Below are 13,696 nucleotides of genomic sequence, written 5' to 3' on the forward strand. Positions count from 1 at the left end.
GAGCTGAAAAGAAAAGGCCCCGCCGATTGGCGGGGCCTTTTCTTTTGGTCTGTGTTTCAATCCGTCCTAGAAGACGCCATCCCATTCGGCGAGTGCCATGACGACGCCGGGCAGGTCGGCCATGCGGCTGATGACGGTCTCTGCACCCGCATCCGTCAGCCGGTCGGCGTGCGAAGGATAGCTGTGCGATGCGCCGGTGAAGCCGATGACGCGAATGCCGGCCGCCCGCGCCGCCTGAACGCCATGAACCGAATCTTCGACGACGATCGTATTGGCCGGGCTGACATTCATCTGCTTGGCGCCGTGCAGGAAGATATCCGGCTTGGGCTTTACCCGGTCGGCGCCGAGATCCTTGGCGGAAAAGATATTCGGAGCGAACAGCTTGAAGTAGCCGACCTTCGTCAGCATCATCTCGAGGCGAGCAGAGCTGGAGTTCGAACAGATGCAGCGTGGCATCGGCAGTCGCGACAGCGCCAGCGGAACACCAGGAATGGCCTGGACATCATTGGCAAGCTTCAGATCGAGCAGCTTCTCCGATTTGTCGAGCAGCGATGCGGAGAGCGGGATGCTCGCCTCGCGCTCGACTTCGAACAGGATGTTGTGCCAGGTCATGCCGGAAAAGCGCTCGCCCATTTCTTCGACGCTGATCGGATAACCCGCATCGGTCAGCAGCTTCGATTCCACCCGCGCCGCGATGATTTCCGAATCGACCAGAACGCCGTCGCAGTCGAAGATGATGAGGTCGAAGCCATTGCTCATGAAATGTCTGCCTTTGATGTGGCTGGGTGCGGCATGCTCCAGGAAACTTTCGGTGTTTCGGGACATGCTCTGAAAAATGACCGCCGGGCTTTACACGATATGTCGACAAAGCTCAACCAATTGGCGGGCATGGCTGCGCTGCAGTTGGCGAAAAGGTCGAAATGCGTAAAAGAGGTGATGACTGTTGCTTGTCGCTCGACATCGGGCCTCGACATCAGATAGGCCCGCCTTTAAGGATCGGCCATGGCCAAGGAGCGCGACGACACCATTGCCAGCCGCATCAGCCGGGTGCTTGCCGACCGCATCATCCGCGGCGAGATCGCACCCGATGCCCGCCTGCGGCAGGATCACATCGCCGAGGAGTTCGGCACCAGCCATGTGCCCGTACGCGAAGCGTTCCGGCGGCTGGAAGCGCAGGGACTGGCGATCAGCCTGCCGCGCCGTGGCGTCCGTGTCGCCTCCTTCGATCTCAAGGAAGTCCGCGAGGTCGCGGAAATGCGCGCAGCCCTCGAAGGCCTTGCACTCAAGCATGCGGCCCCGCATCTGACTTCAGCCATTCTGGACGAGGCCGAACAAGCGACGCGCGACGGCGATGCAGCCGGTGATGTCCACGCCTGGGAGGAGGCCAATCGCCGCTTCCACCGCCTGATCCTGGCGCCTTGCGGCATGGCGCGTCTTCTTGCCGCGATCGATGACCTGCATGCGGCGAGCGCCCGCTTCCTCTTCTCCGCCTGGCAATCCGGCTGGGAAAAGCGCACGGACCACGATCACCGCGCCATTCTGGCCGCGCTCCGCCAAGGGCGGCCCGACGAGGCGGCTGTAATCCTGCAAAAGCATGTGCAGTGGATCGGCCGCGCGCCGGTACGCACGCCTTCGGGATCGACACGCGACGCCTTCGCAATCGTCGGCTAAAAATTATAGATAATTTTGAGATGCATGGCGGAGCACTTCCCACAGATTGTGCTCCGCGAGGAGCTTCTTCGCTTTGTCGCCGCCGCATCTCAATCGGCGACGAGCCGCAGTTCGTCGCACTTTCTTGGATTTATTACCCTTATTTTTCAATATGATTTGGCGCTTGGTCGAAATATTGAGCGCTTGCCACTTGCCTGATTTCGCGATCTCTCTCATAAAATAGATGAGACTCAAAAATTATCTATAATTTGAAAGGAGAGCCTATGTCCCTGTTGCAGCATCATGATGAAGTCGCTTTCGATCCGCTTCGCCTCGGGCAGCGTTCGCTTGTTACCAAGGCTGTGTTCGTTCTCGCCGGAACGCTGATCCTGGCTTTGGCATCGCAAATCGCGGTACCGATGGTGCCGGTGCCGATCACCATGCAGACATTCGCGATCACCATGATCGGTGCGCTCTATGGCTGGCGTCTCGGTGCGGTCACTGTTCTCGCCTGGCTCGGCGAAGCTGCGATCGGGTTTCCGGTGCTCGCCGGCGGGGCAGGCGGCGTTGCGCCCTTCATGGGTCCGACGGCGGGTTATCTCGCATCCTTCCCGATTATCGCCGCCCTCGTCGGCTGGCTTGCCGAGCGGGGTTGGAGCGGCAACCGTGTCGTGCGTAGCTTCCTTGCGCATCTCTCGGCCAACATTCTTTGCCTTGCAATCGGCGGTGCATGGCTCGCGGCGCTGATCGGTGCGGAAAAAGGCTGGCTGCTTGGCGTGGCGCCTTTCATCCTCGGCGCTGTGCTCAAGTCGGCACTTGCAGCTGCGGTGCTGAAGACCATCCAGGTCTATAGCGGCAAGGCGCGTCTGAATTGACCGTCAGGCTTCGCGCCCACCATCTGCTCTGCATGCTGACCTTCGTCGGTGAAGGCTATACCTCAGCCTTCACTGACAATTATCGCCGCATCGCTGAGCGGCTGTCGGAAGGGGAGGAGATCAAACTGGTCTCCGGTCCCGACGACATCTGCGCGCCACTCCTCAGCGGGGAGGAGCCGCATTGCTTCAAGGCTTCGGTCATCGAGCGGGATGCGGCTGCCGTTGCCGATATCGCGGCCTTGCTGGGCGAGGAGATCGGCCCTGGAAGCACATTAGTGCCGGATGCCAGGCTGCTTTCCAAGCTCCGCCGGAATTTCGCTAGCGGTGAAATCCGTCACGCCTGCATCGGCTGCGAATGGGGTAAGCTCTGCAGCCGCATTGCTGCAAGCAATTTCAGCGATGTCCTGATCAAGGCAGCCTAAGGTTGATCATCTAGCTCTGGCTGCGACGCGCCATCGCTTAACTCAAGTGGAAAGAGCGTCAGAAAGCGGCGCTCGCCTTCGGGCGTGAAGAAGATCGAACGGCTGCTTTCGGTTCGCCGCGCCCAACCCTTGTCAAGGAAATTCGAAAGCAGCGCCTTGCCGAGGCTGCCGGCGAGATGCGCGCGCCGCTCGCTCCAGTCCAGGCAGGATCGGCAAAGCGGGCGGCGGCTCGAACGCAGCCCGGAAACATCGATACCGATCGATCCCAGATGCTTCTCGCCCTCGGTCGTCAGGCTCAGACCTTCGCCCACGGCGGAGATCGACCCGGCCTCGATCAGGCTGTCGAGCATGCGCACACCATAGTCGCCGGCCAGATGATCGTAGCAGATGCGCGCCTTGCGCAACGCCGGTTCCTTCGGGCCTGGGCGGTGACGCAGATGGCCGCGACTTGCGGCAAAACCCATGATGCCCTCAAGCAGCTTGCCGACGCGATCGTCTGCCAGCGTGAAATAGCGATGGCGGCCCTGCTTGCGCTGTGCCAGCAAGCCGCCTGCCTCGAGCTTGGAAAGATGGGCGCTTGCGGTCTGCAGCGTCACGCCGGCCGTAGCCGCCAGCTCGGTTGCCGTCAAGGCACGGCCGCCCATCAGCGCCGTCAATATGTTGGCTCGCGCCGGATCGCCGATCAGCGAGCCGATCTGTGCTATGTCTGGACCTTCTTTCATACTTCGATCGTAACCGAACCATCTCCGACCTGCAACGTGCGAAAACTGCGCCATCAGCAAAGGAGAAAGCCCATGATTACCTGTTTCATCCGCTATCAGATCGACCCGTTCAAGCAGGAAGCCTTCGCCGAATATGGCAAAGCCTGGGGCCAGGTCATCCCGCGCAACGGCGCCGATTTGATCGGCTATTTCGCCCCGCATGAGGGCTCCCTGACGACGGCCTACGGTATCTACAACATCGAGAACCTCGCCGCCTACGAAGACTATCGCAGAAGCCTCGCCTCCGATCCGGTGGCAAAGGCCAATCTCGATTTTGCTCGCCGCGAGCGCTTCATCTTGCAGGAAGACCGCATTTTCCTGAAAAATGTCTCCCTGCCGCATACTCCGAGGGTATCGCCGTGATCGCAGTTATTTTCGAAGTCATTCCCCATCCCGATGAACGCCAGCGCTATCTCGACATCGCCGCAAGGCTGCGCTCCGAGCTGGAGACGATCGACGGTTTCGTCTCCATTGAACGCTTCGAAAGCCTCAGCCAACCGGGCAAGATCCTGTCGCTGTCCTTCTGGCGCGACGAGGCGGCCGTTCGCGAATGGCGAAACCGCGAAGCCCACCGCGCCGCCCAGAAAGCGGGGCGCAAGACGGTCTTTGCCGACTATCGTTTGCGCGTCGCGCAAGTGCTTCGCGATTACGGCATGACGGAACGCGCAGAAGCGCCGGACGACAGCCACACAGTACACGACATCTAGGGCTTTCAATGCGATAGCGCCTATCGACGAGGCCTGCATTCCCGGCGGTTTCGTCGGGAATGCAGAAAATATGACGCCGCTTTAGCCTTTGGTAACCAAGTTAGGTAACCATAACACTCAGTTAAGAGCACCGAGTAAGTGTAACAGCGAGTATCAAATGGCGTCAGTTTTCCCGCTTGCCGACCTCAGGACTTCAGCCGTTCCGGGGTCCTGGATCGACACGATCATCAAGGGCGATTGCGTGGCCGCTCTTGAGGCACTGCCCAATCAATCCGTCGATGTCATCTTCGCCGACCCGCCGTACAATCTCCAGCTTGGCGGCACGCTGCATCGCCCGGATCAGTCGCTGGTCGACGCCGTCGATGACGAGTGGGACCAATTTGCCTCCTTCGAAGCCTATGATGCCTTCACCCGCGCCTGGCTGCTTGCCTGCCGCCGCGTGCTGAAGCCGACGGGTACGATCTGGGTCATCGGCTCCTATCACAACATCTTCCGCGTCGGTGCTACCTTGCAGGATCTGAACTTCTGGATCTTGAACGACATCGTCTGGCGCAAGACCAACCCGATGCCGAACTTCAAGGGCCGCCGCTTCCAGAACGCGCATGAGACGATGATCTGGGCGAGCCCGAACGCCAAGGCGAAGGGCTATACCTTCAACTACGACGCCATGAAGGCTGCCAATGACGACGTGCAGATGCGTTCCGACTGGCTGTTCCCGATCTGCAGCGGCAATGAGCGCCTGAAGGGCGACGACGGCAAGAAGGTGCATCCGACACAGAAGCCGGAAGCGCTGCTTGCCCGCGTCATCATGGCCTCGTCCAAGCCCGGCGACATCATTCTCGATCCCTTCTTCGGTTCGGGCACGACGGGCGCCGTTGCCAAGCGCCTCGGCCGCCACTTCGTCGGCATCGAGCGCGAGCAGGATTATATCGATGCGGCCAGCGCCCGCATCGCCGCCGTCGAACCTCTCGGTAAGGCTGAGCTGACCGTCATGACCGGCAAGAAGGCGGAAGTGCGCGTTGCGTTCAACGTTCTGATCGAGAGCGGCCTCATCAAGCCCGGCCAGGTGCTGACGGATGCGAAGCGCCGCTATAGCGCCATCGTGCGCGCCGACGGCACGGTCGCTTCCGGTGGCGAAGCGGGTTCCATTCATCGTCTTGGAGCGAAGGTCCAGGGCCTTGATGCGTGCAACGGATGGATGTTTTGGCATGTCGACGATGGGCGTTCCCTGCGTCCGATCGACGAACTCCGGGCCATCATCCGCAGCGATCTGGCGAAGGTTGAGTAGTCTCAACTGCTAAACGGGTCAGGTTTCAAAGCCGCCCCACGGCTGCCGGCCGCTTGTCAGATCGACATATCCGTCTTCTTCCGTCGTGTACCTCCAGTTGGGAAGAAGACGAGACACCCTGGGCCTTACCGGAATTATCTACGGTAAGGCCCAGGGTGTTTTCAGCTTCGGCTATCAGAAGTCCTGATAGTCCGTAACGTCGACCCGCACGACGCGGCCGTCTTCGTTAAATGTAATCGTCTCTTCACCCTCACGGATCAGCGGCTTGCCCGTCTTGCTGTTGGTGGCGCGCACCGACCAGACGGCGCGGCCAGACAGCGGCGTCAGCGTTTCCACCAGGGAATTCGACGCGGTCTGGTCCGGATAGGTGTCGAAATAGCCGCGGAAGGCTTCCATGATCGCCGCACGGCCGGCGAGGCTGCCGACGCCGTTGGAAACGTAGGTGGCATTCTCTGCGAAGAAGTTCTCGATCGCCTCGTAATCAAGGCGGTTGATCGCGTCGTGGAACAGATCGATGCGTTCTGCAGGGTCGAAGATCATCGGCTCAAACCTTTATGTCATAGGCGGCGAGATCGCTGCGCAGCTTCGCGGCGCCGGTGAAGTGAACTGCATGCCAGCCGGCAGCCCGCGCACCTTCGACGTTCGGATAGGAATCGTCGATGAAGATCGTCGAGGCTGGATCGAGACCAAAGCTCTTGGCGTGTGTGTCGTAGATTGCGACATCCGGCTTGATCAGCCCGATATCGCCGGAAACCGTCACACCGCGCGGCTTCTTGAGGAAGGGGTAGCGCTCCTGCGCTTCGCGAAACGTGTCGGAAGCGAAGTTGGTCAGCATGGTGACGTCGCGGCCTTCCGCGATCAGCTGTTCCAGAATGGCGACGCTGTCGTCATAGGCGTGCGGAACCATCTCATGCCAATATTGGCGGAAGGCGCGGATCTGCTCTTCACGCTCCGGATGTTCGGCGATCAACAGGGCCTCGGCATCGCCCCAGGTGCGGCCGCGATCCTGCTCGATGTTCCAGTCGCTGGTGCAGACGTTGGTGAAGAACCATTCGCGCTCGGCATCGTCGGGAATGATGCGGCTGTAAGGAAGGCTCGGATCGTAGTGAAGCAGAACCTTGCCGATATCGAAAACGATGTGCCGTATTTCCGTCGTCATGAATGAATTCCTGATTTTTGCTTTAAAGGCATTTTTGCGAACGCATTGGGAATAGCCTGAGCGATCGCTTTTTTCATGACTGTTGGCAGTGCCTGCTCTTCAAGATTTGTAACCGGCGCCCACCATCCGTCATGGTTGTTCTTCTCGAGAACCGACTTTGCGCGCCAGATCGACAGCCGCAGCTCGAAATGCGTAAAGACATGCGTCACCATGCCCGCCGGCTGCCAGTCGGCAGGGAAGGGGGCTGCCTCGATGCCGGTCTCGCCATCGATACGAGCCGTCCAGCCGGTCGTCGGTACTTCCGTCATCCCCCCAAGCAGGCCGCTTTCGATGCGACGGCGCAGAAAGATTTCGCCTTCGTCATTGACGGCGACGAAGGCCGCCCCTTGGCGCACCGGTTTCTCCTTCTTGGCGGCCTTGACCGGAAAACGCTCGGGGTCATGTCCGGCTAGCGCCTGACAGGCGCCGTTGAAGGGACAGAGCGAGCAGACCGGACGCTTCGGCGTACAGATCGTCGCGCCGAGATCCATCATCGCCTGGGCAAAATCGCCTGGCCGGTCGGCGGGCGTCAGCGCGGCCACCTTCTGTTTCATCTGCGGCTTGGCGCCGGGCAAAGGCGTCGAAATCGCATAGAGGCGGGAAATGACACGCTCCACATTGCCGTCCATCACGGCCGCCTGGCGATTGAAGGCGATGGCGGCAACGGTAGCGGATGTGTAATCGCCGATGCCGGGGAGTGCCCGCAGACCATCTTCGGTATCGGGAAAGCGGCCGCCATGATCTGCCGCAACCGCCTCGGCGCATTTCTTCAGGTTGCGGGCGCGGGCGTAGTAGCCGAGCCCCGCCCAGGCCGTCATGACGTCTTCACTCGTGGCTGCGGCGAGATCGTCGACCGTCGGCCAGCGCTCCAGGAATTTCGCGAAATAGGATTTGACCGCCGGCACGGTCGTCTGCTGCAGCATCACTTCCGACAGCCAGATGCGATAGGGGTCCGGCTTGACGCCGCGCGCGGCCATCGGTGGCGAGACGCGCCAGGGCAGGTCGCGATGGTGGCGGTCGTACCAGTCAAGCAGCGATGCGGCCGTGGGGGATTGTAAAGTCGTCGTCATGATTTGCCGCGCCGAGGGGAAGTGCTCTATACTTGGCCAAGCTGCGTCGGGCGATCAAGGTCCAGAACGTACAAAGCGTGTGCCGGAACCTTATTGCGATGAGTTATCCCCGAAAAGGCGAGAAGCAGATATCCGAGCTGACCAACGGTATCGTTGATCCGGTGCTGGCAAAGCGTGCCGGCATCAATACGACGCTGCTCGGCTGCTGGGACGAAATCGCCGGTGAGGACTTTGCCGATTGCACGCGGCCGGAAAAGATCGCCTGGGCCAAGCGGAGCGGCCCGGGCTTGGACGACCGCTATCAGCCGGGTGTCTTGACGATCGCCTGCGAGGGCGCCCGCGCACTCTTTCTCACTCATGCGCAGGGCGAACTCATCCAGCGCATCAACAGTTTCTTCGGCTTCTATGCCGTCAATCAGATCCGCATCGTGCAGAAGCCGGTTTCGATTGCATCCAAACGCTCCCGCACGCCGCCACCGCTGAAGGGTGAGGCGGCGCGCAAGCTGGCCGATATGATTGAAGGCATCGAGGATGAGAAGATCAGGGCCGCCGTTCAGCGTTTGGGAACGGCCATGGCCTGGAAGCGGCGCTAGGAGATAGCGGAGCTGAATTTCGAAATCCGATTGGATATCGTTCCCGAGTTGCTATATTTGTATAGCAAACGGAGTTGAATGTGATGTTGGCCCTGAGGCTTCCGCCGGAAATTGAAGCAAGGCTCGATGAGCTCGCCAAGCGTACGGGGCGCAGCAAGAGTTTCTATGCGCGCGAAGCAATTCTCGAGCATCTTGATGATCTTGAGGATATCTATTTGGCGGAAAAGCGTCTCGAAGAGCTTCGCCGTGGTGAGAGTGACACCGTTTCGCTGGCCGAACTGATGGCGCGTTATGGCGTGGCGGATTGAGTTTCAGCAAGCCGCCGAGCGCGAACTGGATAAACTCGGACATGAGGTTTCCCGCCGAATCTTGAAGTTTCTTTACGACCGCGTCGCCAAGTTGGATGATCCACGTGCCATCGGAGAGGCGCTGAAGGGCTCGGAGCTCGGTGATTTCTGGAAATATAGAGTAGGGGATTATCGCATTATCGCGCACATAGAAGATAGCGCCGTGCGGATACTGATCGTTCGAATTGGGAACAGGCGCGAAGTCTATCGAAAATAATCCCGACCATGCCGTATTCGATACAGTTGATTGTCTTGTTGCGGTTACGGCGACAATTTTGGCTCTTTGTCTTTGCCAGGTCACAATTCTTTGAAGAAAGTTGGTCAACCGTGCCTTGTTAGCGGCAAGCAGCCGTTATATCGCATGAAACATTCGAAGACCTTTTTTAACGACGGGTGACTCTATGCCGATGTCCGACATGCTCTTGACCAAACGCCATCTGCTGGGCGGCTCTGCCGTTGCGGCCCTTTCCGTGGCGTTCTCTACCTTTGCCGACACCGCATCCGCCGCGTCCGCCGAGGACGAAGTGCCGCCATCCGACGGCAATGTCGATATGAACGAGGTGCTGAAGCCCGGCCCACTGCCGGAAATCGCACTCGGCAAGCAGGACGCGCCGGTCAAGATTGTCGAATACATGTCGCTGACCTGCCCGCACTGCGCGAATTTCGCGGTCAAGACCTTCGACACGATCAAGCAGAAGTATGTCGACACCGGCAAGGTTCTCTTCATCATCCGTGAATTCCCGTTCGATCCGCGTGCCGCTGCAGCCTTCATGCTCGCGCGTTGCGCACCTCAGGAACAGTACATGCCGATGGTCGAAATGCTGTTCAAGCAGCAGATCGCCTGGGCTTCCCCTGACGTCGACGGCCGCGCCGCACTGCTCCAGATGTCGAAACTCGCTGGTTTTACTGAGGATAGCTTCACGAAGTGCTTGACGAACCAGAAGCTTCTGGATGATGTCAATTCCGTACGGGAACGCGCAGCCAAGGATTTCGGTGTCAACGCAACGCCGACCTTCCTGATCAATGGCAAGCGCTATGCAGGGGACATGTCTGTTGCTGCCATGTCGAAGCTTATCGACAGCCTGCTCTGATCCGCGCCTTTTTCGATCACAGGCGGGCGGCCAGGGCCGCACGCCTGTTTACCTCCCCCTTGAGGGGGGAAGTCGCGCGGAACGCGCGAGTGGGGGTGATTTCTGGGGTGAACGCATGATCACTCCACCCCGTACCGTCGCTCCGACCCTCCTCCTCAAGATGAGGGTGGAGATCAGCCTATGAAGTTCAACAAGCTTAGACTCGTCGGTTTCAAATCCTTCGTGGAACCGGGAGAATTTGTCATCGAGCGCGGCCTGACTGGTGTGGTCGGACCGAACGGCTGCGGCAAATCCAATCTTGTCGAAGCGCTGCGCTGGGTGATGGGCGAGAATTCCTACAAGAACATGCGCGCCTCCGGCATGGACGACGTGATCTTTTCCGGATCGGCGAATCGCCCGGCGCGAAATACAGCGGAAGTAGGCCTTTACCTCGATAATAGCGACCGCACAGCACCCGCCGCCTTCAACGACAGCGACGAAATCCAGGTCACGCGCCGTATTGAGCGTGAACAGGGCTCTGTCTATCGCATCAACGGCAAGGAAGCGCGCGCCAAGGATGTGCAACTGCTGTTTGCCGATGCCTCCACCGGGGCGCGTTCGCCTTCCATGGTCGGGCAGGGGCGCATCGGGGAGCTGATCCAGGCCAAGCCCCAGGCGCGGCGCCAGTTGCTGGAAGAGGCAGCCGGCATTTCCGGCCTGCACTCGCGCCGCCATGAAGCTGAGCTGCGCCTGCGCGCCGCCGAAGGCAATCTCGAGCGGCTTGACGATGTGACGTCGCAGCTCGAAAGCCAGATAGAGAGCTTGAAGCGTCAGGCGCGTCAGGCCAACCGCTTCAAGATGCTCTCTGCCGATATCCGCGCCCGTGAGGCCATGCTGCTGCATATTCGCTGGGTGCAGGCGAAAGAAGCCGAAGCCGAGGCCGATAGTGCGCTCAATCAGGCGACCGTGCTGGTTGCCGAAAAGGCGCAGATCCAGATGGAGGCGGCAAAGGCGCAGGGCATTGCAAGCTTCAAGCTGCCGGAACTGCGCGATGAAGAGGCGAAGGCCGCCGCCGCCCTGCAGCGGCTGCAATTTGCTCGCAATCAGCTGGAAGAGGATGTCAATCGTATCCTGCGGCGGCGGGACGAATTGGTCCGTCGCCTGGCACAGCTCGGAGAGGATATCAGCCGTGAGCAGCGCCTTGTTGCCGACAATGCGGCCATCCTTGCCAAATTGGATGCCGAAGAAGCTGATCTCGCCGATATTCTTGCCGATTCAGGTCGGCTTGCCGAGGAAACGCGCTTCGTTTTCGAAGAAGCGGCGACCAAACTCACTGATAGCGAGCGGATTTTTACTGCCCTGACTGCGGAACGCGCCGAAGCCGCAGCTGCCCGCAATCAGCTGGAGCGCGCCATTCGCGATCTGGCCGACCGCAAGATGCGGCTGGAACGCCAGGCCGACGAAGCGAACCGCGAGCTTGCCTCGATCGACGAGAAGATGGCCGATCTGCCCGACCCGAGCGAAAAGCGCGACATGGTCGAAGCGGCGGAAAACGTCGTTGCGGACGCGGAGGCCGAGATCCAGCGCGTTGAAGCTGTTATTGCCAAGGCGCGTGAAACCGAGGCGCTGTCGCGTGGCCCGGTCGAACAAGCGCGGGCGGGTCTGAATGCGCTGGAAACCGAGGCGCGGACGATTTCGAAGATGCTGGCGGCGGGCGATACCTCTGGTGCCTTTTCGCCCGTGGCCGAGGAGCTGCGTGTCGATCGCGGCTTCGAAACTGCGCTCGGCGCAGCACTTGGCGATGACCTGGAATCCTCGCTCAACTCCGAGGCGCCGGTCTACTGGTCGGACAATGGCAGCGGTGTCAACGATCCGGCCCTGCCGGAAGGCGCCGCGCCACTGATTACCCATGTCGGTGCGCCGGCTGCGCTGACGCGCCGTCTCCGCCAGATCGGCATTGTCTCGGTAGACGATGCTTTGCGGCTGATGCCGGAGCTAAAACCGGGACAGCGGCTTGTGACCAAAGACGGCGCCGTCTTTCGCTGGGACGGCCATGTGACCGGGGCGGACGCGCCAAGTGCAGCTGCCCTGCGATTGGCCCAGAAGAACCGGCTCTCCGAACTGGAAGCCGAAGCAGAGCTTGCCCGCGATGTGCTTGCCGAGGCTGAAGAGCGCCTTTCGGCTGCGGCCGAGGCGATCCGGGGCGAGGAGGGCCGTTTGGCCGGCGCCCGTGACGCGAGCCGCCTTGCCGCCCGACATCTGGCCGAAGCGCGCGAAGCGCTCGCTGCCGCGGAACGCGCTTCCGGCGATCTCATCCGCCGCCGCGACGTGATTGTCGAGGCCGTCAGCCGGCTGCAGGAGCAGCTGGAAGACGTTGTCATGCAGGACGAGAACGTCCGCATCGAACTGGAAGATGCGCCGAACCTCGATGCCATCGATCTGAAGCTGCGCGACCAGCAGGCCGAAGTCGCGACAGATCGTGGCGTGCTGGCCGAGGCCCGAGCCCGCCATGAGGGCCTGAACCGCGAAAACGAGGCGCGGCAGCGCCGTATTCTGGCGATCCGGCAGGAGCGCGACACCTGGCGCCAGCGCGCGGCCAGTGCCGAGGAGCATATTCAGACGCTGCGCGACCGTGAAGAGGAAGCGCGCGAAGAGGCGGCCGAACTCGATCTGGCACCCGATGAATTCGAGGACAAGCGCCGCGCCCTGATGAACGAGCTGCAGAAGGCCGAGGATGCCCGCCGCCAAGCGGCAGACCGCCTTGCCGAAGCTGAAGGCATCCAGCGCGAAGCCGATCGCCATGCGGCGACGGCGCTCTCCGAACTTGCTGAGAGCCGGGAAAAGCGCGGCCGCGTCGAGGAGCGGCTGGTCTCGGCTCGTGAACGCCGGCAGGAAAGCGAATTGCGCATCCGCCAGTCCCTCAATGTCGAACCGCATGAGGCCATGCGCCTGACCGGCCTTTCAGTATCGCAAAACGTACCTGACCTCCGCGAGGTCGAGCGCGAGCTGGAGCGGCTGAAGATCGAGCGCGAGCGTCTCGGTGCCGTCAACCTGCGCGCCGAGGAGGAAAGCAAGGAGCTGACGGAGCGGCTGCAGGCGCTGATCAAGGAGCGCGATGACGTCATCGACGCCATCCGGAAGCTGCGCGGCGCCATCCAGAGCCTCAACCGCGAGGGTCGCGAACGTCTGATCGTTGCCTTCGACATCGTCAACGCGCAGTTCCAGCGGCTGTTTACCCATCTTTTCGGCGGCGGCACTGCTGAGCTTCAGCTGATCGAGTCGGACGATCCGCTGGAAGCCGGCCTTGAAATTCTCGCCCGCCCGCCTGGCAAGAAGCCGCAGACCATGACGCTGCTTTCGGGCGGCGAGCAGGCGTTGACGGCCATGGCGCTGATCTTCGCGGTGTTCCTCACCAATCCCGCACCGATCTGCGTTCTGGACGAAGTGGACGCGCCGCTCGACGACCACAATGTCGAGCGCTACTGCAATCTCATGGACGAGATGGCGGCCTCCACCGAGACCCGCTTCGTGGTCATCACCCACAATCCCATCACCATGGCCCGCATGGATCGCCTTTTCGGCGTCACCATGGCGGAGCAGGGCGTCTCGCAACTCGTCTCCGTCGATCTGCAGACCGCCGAACGGCTGCGCGAAATCGCTTGAGCGCGATGATAAAACTGTTCCCGTTTCGACAAGAAATTGCTCCGTCGTCTGC

General features: G+C 60.9%; 16 protein-coding genes. 11 read left to right on the forward strand and 5 right to left on the reverse strand.

Going from position 1 to position 13,696, the window contains the following annotated elements; all coding sequences use genetic code 11:
• Window positions 1-66: 66 nt before the first annotated feature.
• Window positions 67-759, reverse strand: coding sequence for an HAD family hydrolase (locus GA0061103_RS08960; RefSeq protein WP_092709811.1), 693 nt, complete (start codon window positions 757-759; stop codon window positions 67-69).
• A gap of 243 nt (window positions 760-1,002) precedes the next feature.
• On the opposite strand from GA0061103_RS08960, the gene GA0061103_RS08970 reads away from it, so the two are divergent.
• The 3 genes from GA0061103_RS08970 (at window position 1,003) to GA0061103_RS08980 (ending at window position 2,947) form a co-directional block, all read left to right on the forward strand.
• Window positions 1,003-1,671 (forward strand): GntR family transcriptional regulator, encoded by a 669-nt coding sequence (locus GA0061103_RS08970; RefSeq protein ID WP_092709817.1) that lies wholly within the window; start codon window positions 1,003-1,005, stop codon window positions 1,669-1,671.
• A gap of 263 nt (window positions 1,672-1,934) precedes the next feature.
• On the forward strand, window positions 1,935-2,525 hold the full coding sequence (locus tag GA0061103_RS08975; protein ID WP_075855509.1) for a biotin transporter BioY: 591 nt from the start codon (window positions 1,935-1,937) through the stop codon (window positions 2,523-2,525).
• Window positions 2,522-2,947 carry a DUF1284 domain-containing protein gene (locus GA0061103_RS08980; protein ID WP_092709819.1) on the forward strand — a complete coding sequence of 142 codons (426 nt, stop codon included), beginning with the start codon at window positions 2,522-2,524 and terminating at the stop codon, window positions 2,945-2,947. Before GA0061103_RS08975 ends, GA0061103_RS08980 begins: the two co-directional genes overlap by 4 nt.
• Here the strand turns inward: GA0061103_RS08980 and GA0061103_RS08985 are convergent.
• On the reverse strand, window positions 2,944-3,669 hold the full coding sequence (locus GA0061103_RS08985; RefSeq protein ID WP_092709822.1) for an ArsR/SmtB family transcription factor: 726 nt from the start codon (window positions 3,667-3,669) through the stop codon (window positions 2,944-2,946). The genes GA0061103_RS08980 and GA0061103_RS08985 overlap by 4 nt on opposite strands.
• A 72-nt stretch (window positions 3,670-3,741) precedes the next feature.
• On the opposite strand from GA0061103_RS08985, the gene GA0061103_RS08990 reads away from it, so the two are divergent.
• The 3 genes from GA0061103_RS08990 to GA0061103_RS09000 all read left to right on the forward strand — a co-directional run bounded on the left by GA0061103_RS08990 (window position 3,742) and on the right by GA0061103_RS09000 (window position 5,703).
• Window positions 3,742-4,071 (forward strand): NIPSNAP family protein, encoded by a 330-nt coding sequence (locus GA0061103_RS08990; RefSeq protein WP_092709825.1) that lies wholly within the window; start codon window positions 3,742-3,744, stop codon window positions 4,069-4,071.
• Window positions 4,068-4,415, forward strand: coding sequence for an antibiotic biosynthesis monooxygenase family protein (locus GA0061103_RS08995; RefSeq protein WP_092709828.1), 348 nt, complete (start codon window positions 4,068-4,070; stop codon window positions 4,413-4,415). The genes GA0061103_RS08990 and GA0061103_RS08995 overlap by 4 nt, the downstream gene beginning before the upstream one ends.
• A 157-nt stretch (window positions 4,416-4,572) precedes the next feature.
• Complete coding sequence (locus GA0061103_RS09000; RefSeq protein ID WP_092709831.1) at window positions 4,573-5,703, forward strand: site-specific DNA-methyltransferase; 1,131 nt, start codon at window positions 4,573-4,575, stop codon at window positions 5,701-5,703.
• 174 nt (window positions 5,704-5,877) lie between these two features.
• On the opposite strand, the gene GA0061103_RS09005 is transcribed toward GA0061103_RS09000, so the two are convergent.
• From GA0061103_RS09005 to mutY, 3 genes are read right to left on the reverse strand one after another with little or no spacing between them, the layout of a single operon-like run.
• A complete protein-coding gene (locus tag GA0061103_RS09005) occupies window positions 5,878-6,243 on the reverse strand; it encodes a nuclear transport factor 2 family protein (protein ID WP_092709834.1) in 366 nt (121 codons plus the stop codon).
• 4 nt (window positions 6,244-6,247) lie between these two features.
• Entirely contained in the window at window positions 6,248-6,862 is a 615-nt protein-coding gene (locus tag GA0061103_RS09010) for an HAD family hydrolase (protein WP_092709837.1), read from the reverse strand.
• Window positions 6,859-7,974: an A/G-specific adenine glycosylase gene (mutY, locus tag GA0061103_RS09015; protein WP_092709840.1), complete on the reverse strand. Its 1,116-nt coding sequence runs from the start codon at window positions 7,972-7,974 to the stop codon at window positions 6,859-6,861. The genes GA0061103_RS09010 and mutY overlap by 4 nt, the downstream gene beginning before the upstream one ends.
• Window positions 7,975-8,069: 95 nt before the next feature.
• Here mutY and GA0061103_RS09020 point away from each other — a divergent pair, with 95 nt between their 5' ends.
• The 5 genes from GA0061103_RS09020 (at window position 8,070) to GA0061103_RS09040 (ending at window position 13,644) form a co-directional block, all read left to right on the forward strand.
• The gene (locus GA0061103_RS09020) at window positions 8,070-8,564 is read left to right on the forward strand and encodes a DUF721 domain-containing protein (RefSeq protein ID WP_092711202.1); all 495 of its coding nucleotides are present in this window, start codon (window positions 8,070-8,072) and stop codon (window positions 8,562-8,564) included.
• 83 nt (window positions 8,565-8,647) lie between these two features.
• Window positions 8,648-8,872 (forward strand): type II toxin-antitoxin system RelB family antitoxin, encoded by a 225-nt coding sequence (gene relB, locus GA0061103_RS09025; protein WP_069613789.1) that lies wholly within the window; start codon window positions 8,648-8,650, stop codon window positions 8,870-8,872.
• Entirely contained in the window at window positions 8,856-9,128 is a 273-nt protein-coding gene (locus GA0061103_RS09030) for a type II toxin-antitoxin system RelE family toxin (RefSeq protein WP_092709841.1), read from the forward strand. The genes relB and GA0061103_RS09030 overlap by 17 nt, the downstream gene beginning before the upstream one ends.
• A 184-nt stretch (window positions 9,129-9,312) precedes the next feature.
• Window positions 9,313-10,002: a DsbA family protein gene (locus GA0061103_RS09035; protein ID WP_092709844.1), complete on the forward strand. Its 690-nt coding sequence runs from the start codon at window positions 9,313-9,315 to the stop codon at window positions 10,000-10,002.
• 180 nt (window positions 10,003-10,182) lie between these two features.
• Window positions 10,183-13,644, forward strand: coding sequence for a chromosome segregation SMC family protein (locus GA0061103_RS09040; RefSeq protein WP_092709847.1), 3,462 nt, complete (start codon window positions 10,183-10,185; stop codon window positions 13,642-13,644).
• The last annotated feature ends 52 nt before the right edge of the window (window positions 13,645-13,696 follow it).

The sequence above is a fragment of the Martinezella multihospitum genome (assembly GCF_900094585.1).
Classification (GTDB): Bacteria; Pseudomonadota; Alphaproteobacteria; order Rhizobiales; family Rhizobiaceae; genus Rhizobium; species Rhizobium multihospitium.